Origin of the sequence: Jiangella mangrovi (assembly GCF_014204975.1) — a bacterium.
Taxonomy (GTDB): Bacteria; Actinomycetota; Actinomycetes; order Jiangellales; family Jiangellaceae; genus Jiangella; species Jiangella mangrovi.
In genome coordinates, this window is the sequence record NZ_JACHMM010000001.1 from 6,246,206 (window position 1) to 6,269,317 (window position 23,112).

General features: G+C 73.8%; 15 protein-coding genes. 7 read left to right on the forward strand and 8 right to left on the reverse strand.

Features of this window, described 5'->3' with window-relative positions:
- Positions 1 to 100: 100 nt before the first annotated feature.
- The 4 genes from HD601_RS36110 to HD601_RS28890 all read left to right on the forward strand — a co-directional run bounded on the left by HD601_RS36110 (position 101) and on the right by HD601_RS28890 (position 3,627).
- Positions 101 to 805, forward strand: a complete 705-nt coding sequence (locus HD601_RS36110; protein ID WP_221441405.1) for a helix-turn-helix transcriptional regulator — start codon at positions 101 to 103, stop codon at positions 803 to 805.
- A 103-nt stretch (positions 806 to 908) separates the two neighbouring features.
- Positions 909 to 1,661, forward strand: coding sequence for an SDR family oxidoreductase (locus HD601_RS28880; protein ID WP_184827833.1), 753 nt, complete (start codon positions 909 to 911; stop codon positions 1,659 to 1,661).
- Between the two features lie 24 nt (positions 1,662 to 1,685).
- Positions 1,686 to 2,585 (forward strand): RNA polymerase sigma-70 factor, encoded by a 900-nt coding sequence (locus HD601_RS28885; RefSeq protein WP_184827835.1) that lies wholly within the window; start codon positions 1,686 to 1,688, stop codon positions 2,583 to 2,585.
- A 34-nt stretch (positions 2,586 to 2,619) separates the two neighbouring features.
- Positions 2,620 to 3,627: a type IV toxin-antitoxin system AbiEi family antitoxin domain-containing protein gene (locus tag HD601_RS28890; protein WP_184827837.1), complete on the forward strand. Its 1,008-nt coding sequence runs from the start codon at positions 2,620 to 2,622 to the stop codon at positions 3,625 to 3,627.
- A 39-nt stretch (positions 3,628 to 3,666) separates the two neighbouring features.
- On the opposite strand, the gene HD601_RS28895 is transcribed toward HD601_RS28890, so the two are convergent.
- Genes HD601_RS28895 through HD601_RS28910 form a run of 4 tightly spaced genes read right to left on the reverse strand, consistent with a single transcriptional unit; the run spans position 3,667 to position 15,650 of the window.
- Positions 3,667 to 4,890, reverse strand: coding sequence for an MFS transporter (locus HD601_RS28895; protein WP_221441406.1), 1,224 nt, complete (start codon positions 4,888 to 4,890; stop codon positions 3,667 to 3,669).
- Positions 4,891 to 4,895: 5 nt separating this feature from the next.
- Positions 4,896 to 5,210 (reverse strand): DUF3817 domain-containing protein, encoded by a 315-nt coding sequence (locus HD601_RS28900; RefSeq protein WP_184827839.1) that lies wholly within the window; start codon positions 5,208 to 5,210, stop codon positions 4,896 to 4,898.
- 10 nt (positions 5,211 to 5,220) lie between these two features.
- Positions 5,221 to 8,862 (reverse strand): hypothetical protein, encoded by a 3,642-nt coding sequence (locus tag HD601_RS28905; RefSeq protein ID WP_184827842.1) that lies wholly within the window; start codon positions 8,860 to 8,862, stop codon positions 5,221 to 5,223.
- Complete coding sequence (locus HD601_RS28910; protein WP_184827844.1) at positions 8,862 to 15,650, reverse strand: DUF6603 domain-containing protein; 6,789 nt, start codon at positions 15,648 to 15,650, stop codon at positions 8,862 to 8,864. Before HD601_RS28910 ends, HD601_RS28905 begins: the two co-directional genes overlap by 1 nt.
- Before the next feature lie 139 nt (positions 15,651 to 15,789).
- Here HD601_RS28910 and HD601_RS28915 point away from each other — a divergent pair, with 139 nt between their 5' ends.
- From HD601_RS28915 to HD601_RS28925, 3 genes are read left to right on the forward strand one after another with little or no spacing between them, the layout of a single operon-like run.
- On the forward strand, positions 15,790 to 16,905 hold the full coding sequence (locus HD601_RS28915) for an AMP-binding protein (RefSeq protein ID WP_184827845.1): 1,116 nt from the start codon (positions 15,790 to 15,792) through the stop codon (positions 16,903 to 16,905).
- Positions 16,905 to 18,311, forward strand: coding sequence for an aldehyde dehydrogenase family protein (locus HD601_RS28920; protein ID WP_184827847.1), 1,407 nt, complete (start codon positions 16,905 to 16,907; stop codon positions 18,309 to 18,311). The genes HD601_RS28915 and HD601_RS28920 overlap by 1 nt, the downstream gene beginning before the upstream one ends.
- Before the next feature lie 17 nt (positions 18,312 to 18,328).
- Positions 18,329 to 19,051, forward strand: coding sequence for an IclR family transcriptional regulator domain-containing protein (locus tag HD601_RS28925; protein ID WP_184827849.1), 723 nt, complete (start codon positions 18,329 to 18,331; stop codon positions 19,049 to 19,051).
- Between the two features lie 14 nt (positions 19,052 to 19,065).
- On the opposite strand, the gene HD601_RS34380 is transcribed toward HD601_RS28925, so the two are convergent.
- From HD601_RS34380 to HD601_RS28945, 4 genes are read right to left on the reverse strand one after another with little or no spacing between them, the layout of a single operon-like run.
- Positions 19,066 to 19,893 (reverse strand): ABC transporter permease subunit, encoded by an 828-nt coding sequence (locus HD601_RS34380; RefSeq protein ID WP_184827851.1) that lies wholly within the window; start codon positions 19,891 to 19,893, stop codon positions 19,066 to 19,068.
- Complete coding sequence (locus HD601_RS28935) at positions 19,890 to 20,822, reverse strand: carbohydrate ABC transporter permease (protein ID WP_184827853.1); 933 nt, start codon at positions 20,820 to 20,822, stop codon at positions 19,890 to 19,892. Before HD601_RS28935 ends, HD601_RS34380 begins: the two co-directional genes overlap by 4 nt.
- 11 nt (positions 20,823 to 20,833) lie before the next feature.
- Positions 20,834 to 22,117 (reverse strand): ABC transporter substrate-binding protein, encoded by a 1,284-nt coding sequence (locus HD601_RS28940; protein WP_184827854.1) that lies wholly within the window; start codon positions 22,115 to 22,117, stop codon positions 20,834 to 20,836.
- 44 nt (positions 22,118 to 22,161) lie between these two features.
- Positions 22,162 to 23,112 (reverse strand): substrate-binding domain-containing protein, encoded by a 951-nt coding sequence (locus tag HD601_RS28945; RefSeq protein WP_184827857.1) that lies wholly within the window; start codon positions 23,110 to 23,112, stop codon positions 22,162 to 22,164.

The window sequence follows — 23,112 nt, forward strand, 5'->3', positions numbered from 1 at the left end:
CACGCCAGGTTAGGGTCGACTAACCTGATGGGGTCCAACCCAGCGGTCAGGTCGCACCTGGGCGCGGACACATCGTCGACGATCGTCACGGGAGGTACGGGTGTTCGCGCGGTCGTTCGGCGCCGGTATCGACGACCCCGAGGCGTTCCACCTCTCCCGGTTCGACCTCCCCCGGCAGAGCGGCTTCGGCACCCACGAGCATGCCGAGCACCAGCTGTCCTGGGTCGCGCACGGCCAGCTCGCGGTCGAGGCCGCGGACGGCAGCTGGACCCTGCCGCCGTCGCACGCGGTCTGGATCCCCGGCGGAACGCCGCACGCCCTGCGCGCGACCCGGCCGACCCAGCTCTACTGCCTCTACCTCCTGCCGGCCGACTGCGTCGTCGACTGGACCGCCACCACCGTCGTCGCCGCCCAGCGGGCCCGCGCGCTCCTCGTCGACCTGCTCCGTCCCGACCCGGGCCCGGCGCCCGACGTCCCGATGCCCGTCGATGCGCCGGCCCGCGCGCTGGCGGAGGCGATCGTCGCGCAGCCCGCCGACGGCCGCGGGCTGCGCGAGTGGGCCACCGCCCTGCACGTCAGCGAGAAGACCCTGCGCCGCGCGTTCCTCGCCGAGACCGGCATGACGTTCACCGACTGGCGCACGCGGGTCCGGCTGCGCGCCTCGCTGCCGCTGCTGGCCGACCAGCTGCCGGTCGCCGCGGTTGCGGCCCGGGTCGGCTACCGCAGCGCCAACGGCTACATCGGCGCGTTCCGCCGGCACTTCGGCCGCACCCCCGGCAGCTACGCCGCCCGCCTCACCGCGTGAGCCCCGATCCGCCGCCGTCACGCTGTCACGCTTCGGCAGGCTGTCCGGTCGTCCTGATGTAGGGCGGTCACCGACCGCGCAGACCCTCGCGAAAGGCAGCACCATGAAGATCGTCGTCATCGGTGGCACCGGGCTGATCGGCTCCAAGGTCGTCTCGATCCTCGCCGGAGAGGGCCACGAGGCCGTGCCGGCCGCGCCCAACACGGGCGTCAACACGATCACGGGTGAGGGGCTGTCCGAGGCGCTCGACGGCGCCGACGTCGTCGTCGACGTGTCGAACTCGCCGTCGTTCGACACCGAGCCGGCGATGGAGTTCTTCCGGACGGCGACCGGCAACATCCTCGCCGCCGAGGAGAAGGCCGGCGTCGGCCACCACGTCGCGCTGTCCGTCGTCGGCACCGAGAAGCTCGCCGAGAGCGGTTACATGCGGGCGAAGATCGTGCAGGAGCGGCTGATCACCGAGTCCGCGGTGCCGTTCTCGATCGTCCACGCGACGCAGTTCTTCGAGTTCCTCGAGGGCATCACCGACGACGCGACGGAGGACGGCGTGGTCCGGCTCGCGCCGGTGTACATCCAGCCGATCGCCGCCCAGGACGTCTCTGCCGCCGTCGCCCGGGTTGCGGTCGGCGGCCCGCTGAACGGGATCGAGGAGATCGCCGGGCCGGAGCGCTTCCGCCTCGACGAACTCGTCCGCGCCACGCTCGCAGCCCGGCAGGACCCGCGCGAGGTGCGCACCGACCCGTCGGCGCGGTACTTCGGCGCTCCCCTCGAGGAGACCACGCTGGTCCCGGCCGGCGAGGCCGAGCAGGGCCCGACCACGCTCGCGGACTGGCAGGCCGCGCAGGCCGCGAGGTAGTCCTTCCTCCCGTATGTTGAGGGGGTGAGCAGGGACGACGTCGCCGAGCCCGACGAGGTCCGCGATGCAGACGTCGCGGAGTTCCTCGACGTGCGCCCGCAGCTGTTCGGCATCGCCTACCGCATGCTGGGCAGCGTCGCCGAGGCCGAGGACATCGTCCAGGACGCGTGGATCCGCTGGCAGGGCGCCAACCGCCGTGAGGTGCGCAACCCGGCCGCGTTCCTCACGACCACGACGACCCGCCTGGCCCTGACGGCGGCGACGTCGGCCCGCGCCCGCCGCGAGACGTACGTCGGGCAGTGGCTGCCCGAGCCCGTCGACACCAGCGAGGACCCCACGCTGGGCGCGGAGCGGGCCGAGGCGCTCGACCTCGCCGTCCTGGTGCTGCTCGAGAAGCTCAGCCCCGCCGAGCGGGCCGTCTACGTCCTGCACGAGGCGTTCGACTACTCCTACCGGCACATCGGCGAGATCCTCGAGATCTCCGAGGTCAACGCCCGCCAGCTGGCCCGGCGGGCGCGGCAGGCGCTGGAGTCCGGCCGGGCCGCCGAGGTGCCGCCCGAGGTCCGCCGCGAGCTGCTCGAGACGTTCGTCGCGGCCGCCCGCAACGGCGACCTCGAATCGCTCGAACGGCTCTTCACCCACGACGCGGTCGCCCGCGCGGACGGCGGCGGCAAGGTGCACGCCTCGAAGATCGACCTGCACGGCGCCGAACGGGTGGTCCTGTTCATCGACAACATCCTGCGCAAGTACTGGCAGGACGCCACCTTCACCGTCGTCGACGTCAACGGCGGCGCCGGCATGCTCGTCACCGACCGCACCGGCACACCCCAGGCGATCCTCGCCCTCGACGCCACCGAACGCGGCGTCGAGCGGATCTTCTTCGTCGTCAACCCCGACAAGTTGCGCCAGTTCGAGCCCCACTGATCCTGGACGAACATCGATATCCACAGATCACGGAATGGGTCTGGCGCAGCCCCGTCTGGCCGCGCAGGCTGAGCAGGTGTCCGATCTCGATCGCCAGGCAGCCGTCCAGCTCGGCGTGGTGAGCCGTGCCCAGGCGCTGGCTGCCGGCATGACGGCGGACGCGCTGCGCTGGCTGCTTCGAACCGGAAGATGGCAGCGCGTGCACGCCGGCGTCTATGCGACGTTCACCGGACCGCTGCAGTTCGAGGCCAGGGTATGGGCGGCGATCCTGCGTGCCGGTACCGGCGCCGTTGCCTGCCACCGCACCGCGGCCTACCTGGACGGCCTGTGTGACGACCCGGGCCCGGTCATTCACGTGACCGTGCCCGCCGGCCGTTACGTCGAGGCCGGGATCGACGGGGTTCGGGTCCATCTCTCGCGCCGTCTGGCGCTGACGCGGCACCCGGTGAAGACCCCGCCGCGGACTCGGGTCGAGGCGACGGTGCTGGACCTGGTCGACGCCGCACCGAACCCGGGTGAGGCGGAGGGTTGGGTGACGGCCGCCTGCCAACGCCGTCTGACCACACCTCGGCGATTGGCGCTCGCGCTGCGGCAACGGAAGCGGATCCGCCGGCGGAGCATGGTCGAGGCGATGCTCAGCGATGTCGCCGACGGCGCCCAGTCTGCGCTGGAGCTCCACCACCTGCGCCGGGTCGAACGCGCCCATGGGTTGCCGGCGGGCTGCCGGCAGCGCCGTGTCGAGGGCCGGCGCGTGACCTGGGTCGACGTCGACTATTCCGAATACCAGGTGCGGGTGGAGCTGGACGGCCGGGTCGGGCACACCGGCGAGGGCCGGTTTCGCGACCGTCGCCGGGACAACCGGGCCACCGTCGACGGTCACGTGACGCTCCGGTACGGCCACGCCGACGTCTTCGGTGACCCGTGTGGGGTCGCGACCGAGCAGGCCCGCGTCCTCAGCGCCCGCGGATGGACCGGCACCATCCGTACCTGCCGGCCGGGATGCCCGGCCGCGATCCAAGATCGTCCAGGATCACTGGCGTGATGGCACCAGTGATCCTGGACGATCTCCGAGGGCGGTCAGCTAACGACGGAGGACGGCGAGGGCCGCGACGGGCAGCAACAGCAGGGTCAGGACACCGCTGATCACCAGCCCGCCGGCCGTTCCGGCGGCCTCGATCAGCGGGCCGCCGGCGGCGAGGCCGAGGGGCGCGGCGAGCATCGTGCCGGTCGTCCAGAGCGTCACGACCTGCTGCTGCTCGTGCGCCGCCACCCCGGACTGCAGGAAGCTGTACGCGACCGGGGTGAACGGCGCCCACACCAGCCCGCCCAGCCCGAACACGATCATCGCCACCGTGAGGTCGTCGACGAGGGCGAGCGCGATCGGGCAGAGCGCCCAGAGCCCGATGATCGCGATCAGCAGGTGCCGCTGCGGCAGGTTGCGCAGCCGGTCGACGAGCGTGGCACCGACGAAGGCGCCGACACCCAGTGCACCCCACAACAGGCCCAGCGACGACGCGTCGCCGCCGAGCGGGTCGCCGACGTAGAGCGGCAGCGCCACAGCGATCGGCATGTAGAAGAAGTCGAAGAAGAACACGACGACCAGCAGCCGGGCCGCGACCGGGCGGCGGCGCAGGATCCGCCAGCCCGACTCGACCCCCGCGGCACGCGAGCGGCCGCCGTCGTCGCCCGCCGACCGCGGCACGGTCAGCACCACCGCCACCAGCAGGATCAGCGCCCCGGCCGCATCGGCCAGCAGCGCGACCCCGGCGCTCGTCGTCGCGACGATCAGGCCGCCGACCACCGGCCCGACGATGTACAGGGCGAAGGTCTGGTTGACCCCGAGCAGGCCGTTGACGGCGAACCGGCCCGACTCCCCCGCCATGGACGTGGCCAGCAGCCGGCGGCTGCTCGACCCCGCCACGCGGAACGTCGCGCCGATCAGCAGTCCGCCGATCAGCACCGGCAGCGTCAGGCGACCCGCCAGCGACAGCCAGCCCAGCACGGCGAACGTCGCCGAGCGCAGCACGCAGTCGGCGACGAGCAGCGTCCGCGGCGGCACCCGCACCCGGCCCAGCCCGATGGCCAGCGCCAGCATCGTCGACAGCACGAACGGGGCCGCCTCGACCAGCCCGACGGCGATCGCCTTCGGCATGCTGCCGTGGATCGCCAGCGTCTGCACCGGCATCGCGACGATGATCATGCCGGTGCCGACGTGCGCGAGCAGGTCGCCCACCAGCAGCCCGGCGACCCGCCGGTCGCGCAGCACCTCGCGGTACGACCGGTTGACCGGCGAGGCGTCCGTCATGCCGGTCAGGCTACGGAGGCCTCCGCGGCCCGCGCTTCTCGATTCATGACCCGTCGCTCGAACCAGACCGTCATGAACGGCGGGATCGCCGACGCCAGGCCGAGGATGGTCGTGGAGAAGCTCCACCGCTCGGCCCGCCAGACCGCCAGCACCGTGCCGACGTAGGCGAGGAAGATCACGCCGTGGATCGGCCCGAAGATCTGCACCCCGATCTCGTTCTCGACCACGACGTACTTGAAGAACATCCCCACGAGCAGGCCGGCCCAGGACACGGCCTCGGCTATCGCGGCGATCCGGAACCATCGAAGAGCAGCACTCACCCGCGCAACCCTACGGGCCGGGCACCGGCACTATGACTTGGGCCCGCTCGCCGTCCGGGGCGACGAGGGTCAGGGTAACCAGCAGCGGCGGGGCGAGCTGGACCAGCACCTGGTACTCGTGCGGCTCGGACGTCGTGACGCGGACGGCCTGGATGACGGTGCCCGCGGGGAAACCGCCGGCCCGGGTGGGAATGTCGTCGAGCTCGAAGCGGGCACGGACGGGCGGCGGTGGCGGGGCGATCGGGAACGGACGGCGGGTCCGCTGCGCCTGGACGAGCAGCACGTACGGCGGCTCGGCCTCGATGTCGGCGTCGGAGCGGATCCGGAGCACCACGCCGCGCCCGACGATCGTCATGACGTCGATCAGCTCGAGCGACGGCGGCTCGTCGGCCACCGGAGGGACGGTGACGCGCTGCTCGGTGAGCCGGCTCAGCGGGTCGGCCAGCCGGACGACGACGTCGAGGGGCTGGTGCGGGTCGGCGCGGGTGAGCCAGACGGCGAGCGGCGTCCGCCCGCCCGACCGCGGACCGGACACCAGGACCGCGCCCGGGTCGGCCCCCGCGGGCGGTCCGCCGGCGCCGTCGGCCACCGGACCGGCCGGGACCGACTCCAGCGGCAACGGCGCCGCCGGCGCGATCCCGCCCGCTCCCGGACCGGCGACCTCCACCGAAACGCGGTGACTGCCCAGCCCCACCGCCCGCGCGGGCGCCGCCGTCGACGTCGTGACCAGCACGAGCGAGCCGGCACCCAGCGGCGACGCCACCAGCGGCGCCAGGTCGGGACCGGCCGCCGGCAGGACGGTGACGACCACCGGCTCGCAGGCGGGCGACGGCCGGCCGCGGACCGCCTCGACCGGGACGGCGTCGACGGGCACCGCGACCGCGCGGACGAACCAGTCGTCCCAGGAGGCGTCGAACGGACCGGACCATTCCGCCGCGTACGCCGACCCACCAGCAGGCACCGCCGGCACGACCGCGAACGGCGGCCCCATCGACTCGTACGACCGCGCCGCCACCGCGGACCGCGACCGGAACACCCGGAACTCGCGCACTGGGATCCGGCTCTCCGAGGACAGCGACAGCGTCACCGTCCCGCCCGCGCCGATCACCGAGGCCACCCGAGGCTCCGACGGCGCCCGCACCCGTGGCGCCGCGACCGCCTGCAGGTGCTCGTGCGCGTCCTGCCCGGCCGTCGGCGCCGGCCAGGGCGACTCGACGCCGGACCGGGACAGGGTCGTGACGGTAAACAGGTGGATGTCCGCCGACCCCTTCGGCAGCGGGACGTCGGCCTCACGGGAGGACCCCGGCAGCACCGTCAGCCGGCGGAACAGCGCCCGGCGCCGGTCCTGGGACAGCGCGTCGTAGGCGTCCCAGAGCTGCTGCAGCCGCACGCCCGGCAGCGTCCCCTCGGGCGCCTGCGGCGGCAGGCCGACGGACTGGCGCAGCGACGTCTCGGCGACCTCCCACACGATGACGCCGCGCGACGGGTCCAGGTCGGCCCCGCCCGGCACCGACCAGTGCACCCGCACGTGCGACCGGCCCTGCGCGTCCGGCGCGCTGCCCATCGGCACGCCCGGGGGCAGCGGCGGGGGGATCGGCGCGACCGGCACCGGGCTGGCGGCGCTGGTCAGGGCCGGCGACCCGGCCGACGGCGACAGCCCCGACGGGATGCCGATCGCCAGCTGGGTCCGCGTCCACAGCGCGATCCCCCACCGCTGCGTCGTGGCGAAGTCCAGCACGGGGACGGCGAACCGCAGCCGGTACCGCCGCCCCTCCTCACCCTGTGCCGGACCGGGCGCCACGACGTTCTCGCCGGCGGAGTCGAGGTGCTCGACGGTGACACCGGCGCCCCCGCTCAACGTCGCGCCGCTGAACGTCAGCACGGCGTCGCGCCGGAAGCACCCCGGCGGCGCCGCCCCGAACGGGGTCACGCCGGCCGGCGGCGACGTCGTCGACGACAGCATGGGGAACAGCACCGCCCGCACCTCGAGCGCCGACGGCGTCCGCTCCTCCCAGCCGACGGCGACCTCGAGCTCCAGCGTGGCGGGGCACACCGGCGAGCCCGCGAACACCGACGTCAGCGCCATCGCCACCAGACGGGGCCGCGGCGGCGCCGGCTCCGTCCCCGCGTACAGCGCGTCCTGCCAGCGCGACCAGACGCCGAACACGTCCTGCCAGGCGACGGGGTAGCCGGGCTGCCGCCCGCCGCTGCCGATCGAGATCTCGGCGACGGCGTCGACCATGCCGGTGCGGCGGAAGCCGGGCTCGCCGCGCTCGCCGTCGGGCACCGGCAGCAGCGGCCGGAAGTCACCGGCCGCCCTCACCGGCAGCAGGCACTCAGCCCCGACATCGGAAGGAGACGAGAACCGCGCCAGAGAAGCGCCCGTCCCCTGCCCCAGCGCCGCCGTCGGCTCCGGCCGGTCCCACGAGACCCGGATCGTCTCGCGCCACGGCCCGTCGACGACCTCGGGCGCGCCCAGCCCGTCGCGCACCGCCGTCACCGTCGTCGGCGTCGCGGTCGAGACGTGCCGGGGCGCGGACGGCACGTACGCGGCCATCGTCGCCGGCCCGCTGCGGTCGGGCAGGTCGGTGTAGTCGGCGGTCACCATGAGGTCGTCGCCGCCGACGGCGGGCAGGTCGAACCGCGGCTCCTCCAGGTACGACGTGCCGAACCCGAGTGCCAGCGCGAGGAACGGATCGCCGGCCGCGGGCAGGGTGAGCAGCGACAACGGCGGCAGCTGTGCGGTCGCGGGGAGCGAGGACCCCTCCGGCCCGTCGACCGGCGACGTGTCCAGAACCTCGTGCTGCTGCCACGGCGGCAGTGCCGGACGATAGATGCGCTCGATCCGCGGCAGCGTCTCGCTGCGCACCTCCTTCAGCAGCCGCTCGTAGTCCGGCGGCACCCACACCGGGGCGGTCCGCGCGGTGCTGGTCACCGGGTACCAGCCCAGCGGCGGCCCGCCGCGCTGCAGCCGTCGAATCGCCGCCTCGACCGGGTCGACGGGGTCGTCGGCCAGTCCCTGCTCACGGGTGTCGTAGGAGGTGCCGGGCCAGGGGTCGTCGACCGGCAGTCCGACCCGCTCGAACGGCTTCCAGCCGTCGTCCTCGATGACGCGCTGCAGCGTGACGATCCGGACCGTCGGGTTGAACCCGTTGACCAGCAGCGCCCGGGTGCCGCCCGGGCAGCGCACCGTCAGCGTGACCCGCGACCCGCCGCCGGGCGGGACGGCGTCGGCGCCGACGGTCTCGCGCAGGCCGATGCCGCCGCGGGTCACCAGCAGCCCCACGGCGCGCGTCGGGTTGATGACGTCGCACTCGACCTCGACGTACGCGGCGACGCGGCCCCACGACAGCGCCAGCCCGCCGTGCGCGAGCCGCTGCCGGACGTCGACCTCGCGCGGCTCGTCGCGGCGGTCGCGGCGCCAGACGACGAACGGCTCGGCCGGGACGCCCAGCTCCTTCGCGCAGGCCCAGCGGAGCTGGATCTCGGTGGGCCGCAGCTCGCGGATGGTCTTGAGGCGTTCGAGGACGCGCGGGTCCACGTCGACGCCGTGCTGGCGGATCTGCGTCAGCTGGAGGTCGGCGATGGCGGGCCAGACGAGCTTGGCCGACTCCGCGCGGAACCAATAGGGCCAGGCGATGCGACGGGCCATCAGTCCTCCACCTCCCACGGTGCCTTGTCCAGCACGATCCGCAGGGCCTCGGCCCGCTGCTCGGCGCTGCCGGCCAGGGCATCGCCGGCGACGACGAGGTCCAGCCGCAGCTCCGCGCCGCGCGAGCCGGGTGCGAGCAGCACGACCGCCCGCGTCCCGCCCGGCCCGCGGACCAGCCGGGTGATGCCGGCCCGCGGCGGATCACCGCCCGCCGGGACCGCGGTGCTCGGCTGCAGCGACAGCCAGTCCGCCTCGACCGCGGCCCACCACTGGTGCCCGGGTCCGGCGGACGGGTCCGGCGGCCCGGCGACGACGGCGGGCATCGGCCGCGACCGCCACATCGCCTCGCTGCTCTCGACGACGACGGCGACCGGCTGCGGCACCGCGTCGCCGGACCAGAGCACGTGCACGACGGGGTACCGGGGCACTTCGGGCACGGCCAGCCCGGCCGCCTGGTACGCCGCGTCGAGCACGTCGCCGGCCGGCGCGACCGGCAGCGAGCCGAGGCCCGACGGCGTCGGCACCAGCCGCAGTTCGCGCGGCGCCAGCCGGATCAGCTCGGCCAGGTCCGCCACCGTGGCGAACCGCGACGTCGTGAACCCGACCCGGTGCACCCGGCGGCCGGTTGCCCCCACGGGCGCGTTCTTCGGCACGGCCTCGACGTCGAGGAGGTAGTCGGTGAGCGGCTGCAGGTCGTACGGCAGCGTCACGATGGTCCCGTAGGACCGGCTGCCGCCGCTGCTGGTGCAGGGCAGCTCGTCGAGCAGCTCGGTCGCCGCCTGCTGCCAGGGCGTCATCACCCCGGCCAGCGCCGGCGTCAGCGCGCCCAGCACCCCGCCCACGCCGACCGGCAGCGTCAGCGCCCCGCCCGCCGGCCCGCCGCCGGGCGGCTCGGGGTGGAAGCCCGACGCCGCCTGGACGCTGACGCGCAGCTCCTCGCCGTAGGCGTCGAACAGGGCGGTGACGTTCTGCGTGGCCAGCGCGATCCGGATGGGCTCCGCGCACAGCACGCCGGTCTCGCCCATGGACGGCGCGCTGGCCAGCAGCCAGCCGCCGAGGTCGGCCGGCGCCTCGTCCGGGCCGTCGGCGCCGAACCGGAACTCCTGCACCTCCTCGGGACCCCAGTTCTCCGTCGCGGTGGCCGACGGCTTGGCCTCCTGCTGGACGGATTCCGCCCGCCAGCTCACCCGGACGGTGTACTGCTCCGACGGCACCAGCAGCGCGACGTCGGTCGGGTCCTGGCTGACGGTCGACTCCAGCAGGTCGCGCTCGGTGGTGACGACGCGGCTGTCGTAGTCGAAGCGGTAGCGCTCGGCGCTGGTCAGCCCGACGGCGGCGATCAGCCAGTACGGCGTGCCGACGAGGTTCTCCTCGCTCCGGTCGGCGCCGATCTCGACCACCGTGACGGGACCGGGCACGTCGACGACGACGCGGCTCAGCAGCAGGTCGCGCTGGTTGGCGACGACCCGCGCGGCGAGCCGGCCGGCCCGCTCGATCGGGTCGGCCCACGGCCGGTCCGGGTCGGTCCACTCGGCCGGCAGCGGGTTCGACGAGGTCACCATGCTGTCGCCGGTGACCGGCTGCCGCGCGACCTCGGCGCCGGACGCGTCGCGGCAGACGATCGTCAGGCCCTCGTTCAGCATCCGTTCGGAGACGAGCAGCAGCAGCTCGAGCGCCTCGACGCCGTCGTCGCAGCGCAGCCGCAGGCAGTTGGCCAGCTCCGACGGGCTGAAGCCGGTCTCTTCCCAGGCCCGCTTCACCAGCGCACGCTCGTCCTCGGGCGCGTCCGGGGCGACCTCGGGCTCGTCGCCGGACGGCGAGCGCAGTACCCGGCCCTGGCAGCGCAGCGGCGTGCGCGAGAGCTCCTTGTCCCATGCGGTGTCGACCCAGGTGGCGGCGACGTCGGCCAGCGACGCGCCCGCGGCCATCAGCTCGACGACGTCGCCCAGCGCGTCGCCGCTGGTGGGCAGCGCGCCGTTGCCGTACTCGAGCGGGTTGCCGGCGTCCCAGTCGTGGACGGACTCGACCAGCCGGATCCGCCCCTTCGGGCACGGCACGACGTCGCCGACGACGATCGCCGGGTCGGTCCCCTGCAGCAGGTCGGCGACGGCGTCACCGGTGCGCCACGCCTCGGTGACGTCCAGAGCGGCCCGCACGTCCGCCGTCCGGAACGCCCCGTCCGGGTCCGGCCAGGGCACGCCGTCGAGCAGCCAGCCGGGCGGGTTCGGGCCAGGGGGCTTGCCGTCGAACGTCCACAGCACGAAGGCGGGCGGCGCGACCTCGGCGCAGATGTGCCCCCAGCGCTCGCGGACGCTGGTCGTCAGGCTCTCGCCGTAGGGCACGGCCCGCGGCGTCGGCGTCGGCAGCCAGGACAGCAGCGCGAGCGCCGGGCCCAGCTGACTCTGACCGGGGGCGTTGCGGGCCCACCAGGTGGCCGGGGTCTTGCCGGCGGGCGGGTCCGGCTGCAGGTCGCCGGCCAGCTCGATCCGGGTCACCTGGTAGCGCCACCAGCGGTCGCCGCGGCGGACCCACGGGTCGGCGCCGACGCCGGACTCGCCGCGCGCCACGCCGCCGAGGACGACGTCGCCGGACGCGACCATCGGCGGGACGTCGAACAGCACCACCGGCACGGCGTCCAGCGGCACGGTGGGAAGCGGCTCTCCGGAACCCGCCCCGAGCGCGTCGGCCAGCTTCCCGTCGACCGCCCGGTCCGTCGCGCTGCCCTCGATCAGCGCGGGCGAGCGGCTCACCAGCGACACGCCCGCCACCAGCGGCGGCGCGGGCGGCGGCGACGGCTCGGACTCGCCGATGGTCAGCTCGATGCAGCCCTCGATGTCGAAGAAGAACAGGTCGACCTTGCCGCAGACCTCGCCGTGGATGTACGTGCGCTCGACCTCGACGCCGTTCTCGAGCTGGCGACCGACGAGCACCGTCAGCTCGGCCTTCGCGGAGACGCCGACGACCCAGAGCCGCAGCTCGCCGCGGGCGTAGATCTTGCCGCCGATGGCGAACGGCTCGAACGAGATCAGCGCGTCGAACCCGGCGGCGACCTCGAAGTACAGGCCGACGGCCTTGCTGCCCATGAGCACGGCCTGCAGGTGGAAGCCGATGGCGATGGCCAGGCCGCTGGTGACGATCGGCAGGTCCGGGTTCGCCAGCGTGGTGCCGTCGCCGTGGATCATCAGGTAGCCGGTGCCCTTGAAGACGTCGAGCACACGGACGGTGACGGGGTCGTCGTAGCGGCCGAGGTCGATGAACCAGTCCTTCGACTCCGTCAGGTCGAAGAACGCCGTCACCGGGACCCGGATGTGCACGAGGTCGACGACGTCGTACTCGGCGACGATGCCGATGGTGATGGTTCCGCGGCCGAAGTCGAGGTCGAGGACGGCGAGGAAGGTCGCGCTGCTCTGCGACTTCAGCACCGGCGGCAGGCTCAGCACGTCGGCCTTCATCATCAGCAGCAGCCGCGGCCCCGGCACCTCGACCAGCACGATGCCCTTGAGGTGCAGCAGGAACCCGCCCTCGGCCGTGCCCAGCATGACGCCCGCCGCGATGGCGAACGAACCGCCCGCCAGCTCCCAGCCGGCCGGGTGCATGACGTTGAACCCGCGCGCCGGCGTGAGCTGCGCCTCCAGCCACTTCAGCGCCGGCGCCTGCACGCCCGTCGGCTCCAGCCGGCGGTAGTTCACGCCCACGCCGCCGAGGAACCCGAAGATGCCCAGGCCGGAGTTGCCCAGCGGCAGCGGCACCGGGAACTCGACCTCGGCGCCGACCAGCACGCCAGTCGTCCCGGCCCGGCTCTCCAGCGCCAGGATCGCCGCCGCGCGCAGCCCGACCGACGGGAAGGTCAGGTCGAACGCGCCTTTGAAGCCGAACTCGGTGATCTCGAGGTAGCCGGTGCCGTGGACGGCACCGGGGATGTCCAGTGTCGCGCCGAGCTTGGTCAGCTGTGGCGCCTCGTCGGCGTCGAGCCGGAGCCGGACCCGGACGGTGTCGACCTCGACGATGCCCAGGTCGACGCCGAGGCCCACCTCGACCTCGAGGTAGGTCGGGTTGAGCCGGCTGACCTTCACCCCGAGGACGCGCAGCAGCGAGTCCAGCGGCGGGGCGGCCGCCAGCGACCCGGCCGGGACGTCGAGGGTGTAGCCGCGGCTGGGGTCGAAGACCGGGAGCGGGACGTACTCGACGGTCCCGTCCCCGTCGGTCCGGGTGTCCCACGAGCTGCGGACGCCGACAGCTTTGTACCGGGTGACGATCGGCTTGGCCGGGTCGACCCGGATGAAGCCGAGGTCGAACGAGAACGCCGTCTCGAGGTCCAGCAGCACGCTGACCTGCGTCGTCGTCGGCCCGCTGCCGGTCGCCGGGTCGATCAGGCCGTCGGTGACGATCAGCTCGCCGCCGCGCAGGATCACCGACTGCGCCTGGATCCGCCCGGCCGCGCCGAGCCCGACAGCGGCGCTGCCCAGGACCACCAGCGGCACCAGCTCGCCCGCGGTCGGGCTGGGCGGCGTGGCGGCGGCCAGCAGCGGCGACAGCGCGGCGACGGCGCCCAGGACGTTCAGCGCGGTGTTCGAGCCGGTGGCGGACCGCTCGACCTTCGCCAGGCCGTCGAGGTCGCCCTCGATCGCCCGGAACTCCGCGCTGGCCAGCCAGTTCGCGCGGTCCTCGGCGATGCGCAGGCGGACCAGGAACGTGCAGATGCCGTCGCTCGGGTTGGTCCGGGCCGGCAGCTCCTCGCTGGTGTGCTCGTCCAGCCGCGCCTCGGCGGCGGTGCGGACGTCGAACTCGCCGTAGACCTCGGCGCGGACGAAGGTGCCGCGGATCAGCTCGACCCGCACGCCGATCTTGCGGAAGCAGTCCGGCACCAGCGGGCGCTGCGGCTCCGGGTCGACGTCGCCGGTCTCGGCCGGCGGCCGGGTCAGCTCGGCGGTGATCGTCTCGACGGTGTCGTCGGCCGGCTCCGGGGTCGCGGTCGCGCGCCACCAGTCCGACGCGCCGGGCGCGGGCGCCGTCGACCCCTTGGCCTCGCCCTGGCCGTGCGCGGTGCCGGGGGTGACGGCCGTGAACTCCAGCCTCGGGTGGGTGGTGAGCAGGTGGATCAGGGCGTCGCGACGGCGCTCGCTCAGCTCCTGGTTCCAGTCGACGGTGTCGGCGTCGTCCTTGTTCTCGTAGGACGCGAAGCCCTCGACCTCGATCGGGGTGTCCTTCGGCAGCTGCTCGAGCCGGGCCAGCGAGTCCTCACCCAGGAACGACGGCGTGCTCCCCCAGCCGTCCCGCGACGACGCCGGCGCCGTGCCGACGTTCACCGGGTTGCGGGTCCAGTCGTTGGCCGGCGGCGACGGGAACTCCGCCTTCTTCGGCCGGTCGAACAGCGTGTACATGCTGAACGGCGCGACCGTCGCCGCCGTCACCGTACGCGTCGCCGTCACGGTCACCGGCGGGCCGGCCGCCACCGGGATCTGCGCCGTCGGCCCGGTGGCGCTGCCGCCGGGCCAGCTCCAGGCGATGGTGCCGCCGTCGTCGCCGGGGCTGAGCGCGACGGTGGCGTGCGTGTCGGTCTGCCCGAGGACGACGACCCGGTGGCCGGTGCTGGTGAGCGTGCGCGGCTTCACCTCCTTCGGCTCCGGCGGGGTGGGCGCGCCGCCGCCGGCGGAGGTCGCTCGGCGGACGGTGACGGTGCGGGTGTACTCGTGCAGCCCGGCGTCGGTGACCCGCACGTCCAGCGTCATCGTTCCGGTCGCGGGCAGCAGGATCGTCCGCCGGTCCAGCGTCGTGGGGTCGTCCCCGTTCACCTGCACGCGGTAGGCGTACGGCGCCAGCCCACCGCCGGCGCTGATGTACAGGGTGGCGCTGTCGGGGAGCTCGACGGGGCTCAGGACCGGGTCGCCGTCCTGGACGGAGTACCACTCCCCCGCCGGCCCCTGGAACGACAGCCGCACCGTCGGCGACTGCCCGCGGTTGACGACCTCGGCCTCGAACAGGCCGGTCACGCCGGCGTGCCGGCCGATGCCGATCCACAGGTCGCGCACGCCGGCGCTGGCAGCCAGGCCCTCCAGCCCGGACGGCGCGACGAACAACCGCACCTCCGGCAGGTACAGCCCCTGCCAGTCGTCGGGCTGGGTGCGCGCGTTCGCCGGCACCCCGGCCGGCCCGGCCTCGCCGGTGAGGTCGAGGGTGGCGCTGCGGAACGCGAACCCGACCACCTCGCCGGGCCCGATCAGCGCGTGCCGCGGCTCCATGCGGATGAAGTCGAAGATCTGGTCCCGCGGTGGCCCGCCGCCGATGGTGCTGCTCAGCAGGTCGACCTCCATGCCGCCGCCGGACGGGCGCAGCAGCCGGACCCGTATCGCGGGCAGTGTGAAGCGCACGTCCGGGTTGTCCGGGTCGGCGCGCAGCTGGCCCTGCGCGTCCAGCTTTGCCCCGCGCAGGAACGGCACCCTGACGAACGCGCTCGGCGTGTCGATGACCAGCCGGACAGTGCCGTCGGGATCGCCGCCCGGCCCGGTCAGGCGCAGGCCCAGCTCCAACCCGACCCGCGGGTCCGGGAACACGACGGGCGTCCCGGTGCTGATCGCGGCGCTCGGGCTGCGGCTGAACGACCCCGTCGCTGGGTCGACGCTGAGCGGCTGGTCACCGCCGACCGTGGTCGTCCAGATGCGCCACGTGAACCCGTCGTCCTCGGTGCGTTCCGTCTCGACCGGCGTGTCGACGCTGTCGAGCACGGGCTCCAGAGAGTCCAGCTGGCCGCCGCTCTTCAGCGACGACGGCATGTCGTCCCACAGGCTCATACCTGCCCCCCGAAGGTTTCGCCTAGCCGGGTGATCTATCAGAAAACGGGCGGGTTGGTAAGCCCTTGACGATCACCAATCCCGACGGGCGAGACCGACCCTGGCGCATGTGCCGCATCGTGGCATAGCGTGCTGCATCATGGACCTCGATCTCGACACCGCCCTGCGGATCCTCGACGTCGGCCCGGACGCCCGGGTCGACCCGGACGAGCTGGTCCGGGCGGCCATGCGCTGGCACTTCGGCCCCGAGACCGGTACGCCCTTCTGGCTGCGCCGGGCCGCGACGCTCGGGTTCGACCCGGTCGCCGACGTGCGGACCTGGGCGGACCTGCGGCTGTTCCCGAACGTCACCGACGAGCTGCGCGACGTCGCGGTGGCGGACCTCATCCCCCTGGGCTTCGGCCCGCACCCCGACGTCGTCTCCGTCATCGAGAGCGGCGGCACCACGGGCGCGCCGAAGCGGATCCCGCTGCTGCGCCCGTTCGCCGACCTGTTCTCGCACCGCGAGGCCGGCGTCCTGACCGCCGCGGGCCTGGGGCCCGGCACGCACTGGCTGGCCATGCTGCCGGCCGGCCCGCACGGCGCGTTCGAGCAGGTCAAGCGCGCGGCGTCGGCGCACAGCCGGGGCAGCCTGGTGTTCGGCATCGACCTCGACCCGCGGTGGGTGAAGAAGCTGGCCGGCGCCGGCCAGGGCGTCGACGCCTACGTCGACCACCTGCTCGACCAGGCGGCGTTCGTCCTGCTGCAGCAGCCGGTCTCGGCCATGCGGATCACGCCGCCGGTGCTGGCCCGGCTGACCGAGCGCGACGACCTCCTCGAGGCGGTCCAGCAGAAGATCCGCTACCTGGTGTGGGGCGGCGCGTCCATGGACCCGGAGGCGCGGCACTACTACCGCACAGAGCTGCTGCCGGACGCCGTCCTGTCCTGCCGCTACGGCACGACGATGGCTCTGGGCGCCGGCGGCGCCGAGCGGCCCGGGCTCGACGACGACGCGCCCTGCGCCCTCGACCCGTCGGTGTCGCCGTACGTGACGCTGAGCGTCGTCGACGCCCAGACGGGCGAGCCGGTGCCCTACGGCGAGCGTGGCCGGCTCGTCGTCCACCACGTGAGCAAGTCGTTCCTGCTGCCGAACAACGCCGAGCGCGACACCGCGACCCGGCTCGAGCCGCTGCCCGGCCACGTCGGCGACGCGATCGCCGACGTCGCGCCGCTGGCGGAGTTCGGCGGCGTGGCCGTCGTCGAAGGGGTGTACTGATGACGACCGACGCCCTCGTGCAGGTCGACGCGCTCGGCCCGGCCGGCGCCTACCGGGCCCGGTACCGCGAGCCGGTCACCGACGTCACCGGCCGCACCGTCGCCGAGGTCGGCCTGGTTCCGGACCCGTACGTCGCCCGCGCCATGGCCGCGCTGCGCAAGGGCACGACCGCCCCGCTCGAGCAGCGCCGGGCCATGCTGCGGACGGCGGCCGGGCTGTTCGGGTCCGCGACCCTGCTGGGCCTCGGCCCGGACGACTACCAGCACCTGGTCAGCCGGGTCGCCGGACTGGGCATCACCGCGGTCCGCGCGTCGACGGAGAAGATCGTCGCCCGCTGCGCGTCGGCGTGGGAGGACGCCCAGGCGGCGCGCCCGGCCGGCGCCGTCACCGGCTGGCGCGACCCCGAGGCCCGCGACGGCGCCGCGCTCTGGTCCCGCCGCGGCGACGTGTTCGGGGTGCACGCCGCGGGCAACCATCCGTCCGTGCACGCCGCCTGGATCCAGGCGCTCGCCCTGGGCTACCGGGTCGCCGTCCGGCCGTCGCGCAAGGAGCCGTTCACCCCGGCCCGGCTGGTCGCGGCGCTGCGCGAGGCCGGCTTCGGCGCCGACGCCGTCGTTCTGCTGCCCACCGACCACGCTGTGTCCGCCACGATGCTGCGACTGGCCGACCTCTCGATGGTCTACGGCGGCGACGCGGTGATCCAGCGCTACGGCGCCGACCCCACGGTGCTCCCCCAAGGCCCGGGCCGGACGAAGATCCTGCTCGCCGCCGACGCCGACTGGCGCGACCACGCGGACCTCGTCGACCTGGTCGCCGACTCCGCCGCCCGCAGTGGCGGCGCGGGCTGCACCAACGTCACCGGCGTGCTGGTCGAGGGCGGCGCGGACGAGGCCCGGGCCTTCGCGACGGCGCTCGCGGACCGGCTCGCGACGCTGCCGGTGACCCACCCCGAGGACGACGACGCCGTGCTGCCGGTCCACCCCGTCGCCGCGGCACGCGCGCTGGAGACGCAGCTCCGGTCGGTCGCGGCGGACGCGGAGCCGGTCGGCGCGACGGCGGACTCGATCGTCGCCGAGCTCGGCGACGGCAGTGCCGCCCTCCGGCCCGCCGTGCACCTGCTGGCGTCGGCCGCGGCGCCGCAACTGGGCGCCGAGCTGCCGTTCCCGTGCGTGTGGGTCGCGCCCTGGAGCCGCGCCGGCGACGGGGTCGCACCGCTGCGCGGGACGCTCGTCCTCACCGCGCTGACCAACGACGACGCGCTCATCGACGCGCTCGCCGAGGAGCGCACCATCCGCAACGTCTACGTGGGCGCCCGGCCGACCTGGTGGGCCGACCCGCGGGTCCCGCACGACGACTACCTCGCCGGCTTCCTCATGGAGTCGCGGGGCATCGTGAGCACCGCATGATCCCCGACGCTCCTGCCGTGCCACGATGGGGTGTGCGCGACGACCCCGGCATGCAGAGCGTGCTGCGCAGCCTGCGCGCCTTCGAGCTCATCGCCGAGCGGCAGCCGGTCCGGCTGGCCGAGCTGGTCCCGCTGCTGGAGCTGTCGAAGTCGACGGTGCAACGCATCCTCCGCACGCTCGAGAGCGCCGGCTGGATCGAGATCGCCTCCGGCGACGTCACCCGCTGGCAGGTCGCGCCGCGCCCGCGGGAGGCGCTGTCGGCCGGACGGGGTCCGCTGCGGCTGGGCGAGGCGGCGGCGCCGGTCATGGCCGCGCTGCGCGACGACACCGGCGAGACCGTCCACCTGTCCGTCCCCGGACCCGGCGGCCGCATGGTCGTCGTCGACCACGCCGAGAGCCGGCACGAGCTGCGCATCGTCGCGCCCATCGGCACCGTCTTCGACGGCACGACGACGGCCGGCGGGCTGGCCGTGCTGGCCGCCGCGGGCGAGACCACCGGCGACGCGGCGGCCGACGAGCTGGTGGCCGCCGCCCGCCGCGACGGCTACTGCGTGCGCCCCGCCGAGAGCGGGCACACCGTCGGCATCGGCGCCGCGATCACCGACGGGTCCGGCGCGCCGGTCGCGGCGATCGTCCTGGTGGTGCCGGTGCTGCGGTACCGCGTCGACGACCGGGCCCGGCTGGGCGCCCGGGTCGTCGACGCGGCGACGGCGATCACGGCCGTCCTCGCCTCGCGCTGACCCGCGCCCGTCGCTCACCGCACCGCTCCCGCCGTCAGGCCGCTGACCAGGTTGCGCTGCAGGAACGCGCACAGGATCACGATCGGGACGATCGCCATGAGCGCGGTCATCGCGATGGCGCCCCACTGCGGGCCGGAGTCGGTGACGAACGAGCTGATGAGGATCGGGTACGTCCGCGCGTTCTGGTTGGTGAAGATCAGCGCGAAGAAGAACTCGTTCCACGACAGGATCGAGCAGAACGCCGCAGCCGTCGCCGTCGCCGGCCGGATCAAGGGCACGACCACGAACCAGAGCGCGCGCACCGGCCCGGCGCCGTCGACCGACGCCGCCTCGCGCACCTCGACCGGGAGCTGCGCGATGGCCGGGCTGATCATCCAGATCGCGATCGGCAGGTGGAACGCCGTGTACACGAGGATCAGCGCGCCCACGCTGTCGATCAGGCCGGCCTGTCGCAGCAGGACGAAGATCGGCACCACGACGGCGAACGCGGGCAGGAACCGCAGCAGCAGGAACCCCACCCGCACGTGCCGCCCGACGTCGCGCGGGAAGCGGTGCACCGTCAGCGCGTAGGCCGCCGGCACCGCCAGCGCGATGGTCAGCACCGTCGACACCGTCGTCGCCACCAGGCTGTTGCCGAAGAACTTCAGCCGGGCGGGGTCGGAGAAGAAGTCGACCACGTTGTCCAGCGTCGGGTTCAGCGGGATGACCTGCGGCGGGAACACCAGGATGTCGCTGTTGGACTTGAACGTCGTGCTCACGACCCACACCAGCGGCAGCAGGGTGGCCACGAGCAGCACGAGCACGGCGACCGTGCGCAGCGCCGTCAGCAGGATGCGAGTCACAGCCCGGCCCTCCTGTCCGCGCGCCGCATGACGCCGAGGTACACCACGGCGAACACCACGAGCGCGAGCGTGAACACCACGGCCAGCGCCGACGCGTACCCCTGCTGGAACTCCGCGAAGCCGCGTTTGTACAGGAAGATGCCGACGGTCGTGGTCGCGTTGCCCGGCCCGCCCGACGTGAGCGCGTACGGCAGGTCGAACGCCTTGGCGGCGTCGATGATCCGCAGGAGCATCGCCACCAGCGTCACCGGCATCATCAGCGGCAGCGTGATGCTCCAGAAGCTGCGCACGGCATTGGCCCCGTCGAGGCGGGCGGCCTCCTTGATGTCGTCCGGGATCGCCAGCAGCCCGGCCGAGAGCATCATGAACACGAACGGCGTCCACGCCCACACATCGACGAAGATCATGACGCCGAGCGCCCGCTCGGGATCGCCGGTCCAGTCGCGGTCCGGCGTCCCGAGCAGCGCGTTGATCCACCCGTACTGGGGGTTGAACAGGAACCGCCAGACGATGCCGACGACCACCGGGCACAGCGCCATGGGGATCGCGATGATCACCCGCAGCAGGTGCCCCAGCCGCGAGATCGGGCCCTGCAGGAGCAGCGCCAGTCCCCACGCGAGCACGACCTCGATCGCCACCGACACGACGGTGTAGACGACGGTGACGCGCACCGCCTCGCGGAACAGGTCGTCCTCGAACAGCCGCACGTAGTTGTCGAGGCCGACGATGTCGCCGACACCGGCCGCGTTCAGGTCGGTGAAGCTGTACATCACGGTGCGGACCAGCGGATACCCGGCGAACGCGAGCAGCAGCGCCACGCTGGGCACCAGCATCCAGAAGTACGCCGTCGGCGTCCGCCGGCGGGACCGGCCGGGAGCCGGCCCGCCGACGTCGGTCCGCCGCGTGCGCGGACTCAGGGTGGTCGTCATGAGGTGCGGTCCTAGTCGCCGACGAGGTCGCGGTACTGGTCGGCCAGCTCCTGGGCGGCCTCCTCGGCACTGCCGGCCTGGCCGGCGAGGAACCGCGACACGGTGTCGTCCATCATGCCGTTGATCTGCGCGGCGGTCGCACCCCGGGCCTTGCCCAGCGAGCTGGACAGCGCGTCGAGGATGCCCTGGGTCTGCCAGGCCGCCTGCACGTCGGGGTCGTCGTAGGTCGCCTGCTGCACGGCCGGCTTGCCGTAGTCGTTGTAGCAGGCGAGGTCCGCCTCCTCCGAGGTCATGAACCGGGCCAGCTCGTAGGCGGCGTCCTGCTGCTTCGACGTCTGGGTGACGCTCAGGCCCCAGCCGCCGGCCTCACCGTGCCCGCCGGGGATCACCGTCGCGCCGACGTTGCCCAGCACCTTGTTGCTGTCGCCCTCGTCGTTCACCAGGCCGAGCACCGTCGTCGGCATCAGCTCGGCCATCGCGACCGTGCCGCCGGCGAACTGCGCGGCCACCTCGGCGAACGTCGCGGCCAGCGCGCCGGGCGGCGAGTACACCGTCGCGTCGTCCTTCAGCTGCTGCAGCGCCTGCGCGGCCGCGTCGACGTCCATCTCGCTGCCGGGCTCGCCGAGCGCCTCGCCGCCGAAGCCGTAGTAGCGGTTGTCGAACATCGTCTGCGCGTGCGACGGCGCCGCCTTGACGGAGGTCCCGTACACCCCTGGGAAGTCCGGGTTGTCGGAGAAGAACTCCGCCGTGTCGGTGAACTCCTGCCAGGTCGTCGGCGGCTCCAGCCCGGCCTGCTCGAACAGATCGGTGCGGTAGAACAGCGTCTCGGCCTGAGCCGTGAACGGGATGGCGTACTGCTGGTCCTCGAACACGTAGGTGTCCGTCGACGCCGGCAGGATGCCGCCCAGGACGTCCTCGTCCTCCTCGACCTTGTCGGTGATCGGCACCATGAACGGCGAGAACTCCCCCGTCCACTGGTAGGCGATCATCGTGAGGTCGTAGGTGTCCGAGCCGCTGGACAGCGTGGTCAGCAGCTTGTCGTGGTAGCCCTGGAAGCCCTCCGACTGGACGTTGACCTCGATGCCCGTCTCGTCGGTGAAGCGCTGGACGTAGTCGGTGACACACGGCGTGTACACGTCGGTGTCCAGGAACAGGGCGTTGAGCGTGACGTCGCCGTCGCCGGACGAACCGGCGTTGTCACCGCCGCCGCAGGCGGACAGCGCGACCGCGGCGGTGGTGAGGGTGAGGGCCGCGAGCGCGCGGCGCACCCGGCGGGTGGGTGTTCCGATGATCATGGTGCCTCCTGTCGACGTTGAGGAGAGCGGCGGCGGTCGTAGGCCTAGAGCACGGTCGTGGCCGTGCGGGCCTGCAGCGACTTGGCCGCCGCGAAGCTGCGGAAGCCGGCGATGGTGTCCTTCGTGTGGAAGGCGACGGGCGGGTAGACGGCGTTGCCGGCGAGGTCGTCGGGGTCCATCCGGAACGCTCGCAGCGCCTCGCGCGACCCGGTGCGCGCGAGCGCGTTGACCAGCACGGCCGTGTGGTAGCCGAAGTAGTACTCCTGGATCCAGACCGAGCAGGCGACGGCGCCGCTCTCGACCAGGTCCACGGTCTCGGGCAGCAGGTCGTAGCCGACGATCGTGAGGTCGGGGCGGCCGGCCAGCTCGGCGGCCCTGGCCTGCACGATCGGGTGGTAGCCGTAGACGCCGTACATGCCGGCTGCCTCGGGGTTCTCCTCGAGCAGCCGCCGCGCGACCTGCAGCGAGCGGGCGACGTCCTCGCCGTCGCTCTCGCCGACCACCACGCGGTGGCCGTGGCGCTGCATGGACTCGAGGAACCCGGCGAGCTTGGCGGCCGCGCCGGGCGCGTGGTCGGAGCCGGTCTGGGCGATCACCGTCGACCCCGCCGGCAACCGCTCGGCGAGCACGTCGCCGAGCCGGTTCGCGACGTCCCTGATCGCCGGCATGCCGACGAACGTCAGCCGCCCGCTCGTCGGCGCGTCCAGGTCGAACGCGACGACGGGGACGCCGCGGCGGTCCGCCTCGGCGACGATCTCGTCGAACGCGTCGGCCCGCGTGGCCACGAACGCGAGCGCGTCGACGCCGTCGTCGAGCTGGCGGCGCATGAGCTCCACCTGCGCCGCGACGTCCTCGCTCGGCGGGGCCTCGATGCGCAGGTCCAGCCCGAGCGCCCCGGCCGCGTCGTGCCAGCCGGCGTTCACCATGTCCCAGTACGCGTGCTGGTTCTTCTCGGTGACGCCGACGCGGACCTTCCGGTCGAACGGGACGCTCAT

Excerpts from the sequence above, each read along its gene's own strand:
- HD601_RS28880 (WP_184827833.1), top strand. The coding sequence starts at position 909 with ATGAAGATCGTCGTCATCGGTGGCACCGGGCTGATCGGCTCCAAGGTC.
- HD601_RS28905 (WP_184827842.1), bottom strand. The coding sequence starts at position 8,862 with ATGGCCCGTCGCATCGCCTGGCCCTATTGGTTCCGCGCGGAGTCGGCC.
- HD601_RS28935 (WP_184827853.1), bottom strand. The coding sequence starts at position 20,822 with ATGACGACCACCCTGAGTCCGCGCACGCGGCGGACCGACGTCGGCGGG.
- HD601_RS28895 (WP_221441406.1), bottom strand. The coding sequence starts at position 4,890 with ATGACGGACGCCTCGCCGGTCAACCGGTCGTACCGCGAGGTGCTGCGC.
- HD601_RS28940 (WP_184827854.1), bottom strand. The coding sequence starts at position 22,117 with ATGATCATCGGAACACCCACCCGCCGGGTGCGCCGCGCGCTCGCGGCC.
- HD601_RS28945 (WP_184827857.1), bottom strand. The coding sequence starts at position 23,112 with ATGAGCGTCCCGTTCGACCGGAAGGTCCGCGTCGGCGTCACCGAGAAG.
- HD601_RS28915 (WP_184827845.1), top strand. The coding sequence starts at position 15,790 with ATGGACCTCGATCTCGACACCGCCCTGCGGATCCTCGACGTCGGCCCG.
- HD601_RS28920 (WP_184827847.1), top strand. The coding sequence starts at position 16,905 with ATGACGACCGACGCCCTCGTGCAGGTCGACGCGCTCGGCCCGGCCGGC.
- HD601_RS28910 (WP_184827844.1), bottom strand. The coding sequence starts at position 15,650 with ATGAGCCTGTGGGACGACATGCCGTCGTCGCTGAAGAGCGGCGGCCAG.
- HD601_RS28890 (WP_184827837.1), top strand. The coding sequence starts at position 2,620 with ATGGGTCTGGCGCAGCCCCGTCTGGCCGCGCAGGCTGAGCAGGTGTCC.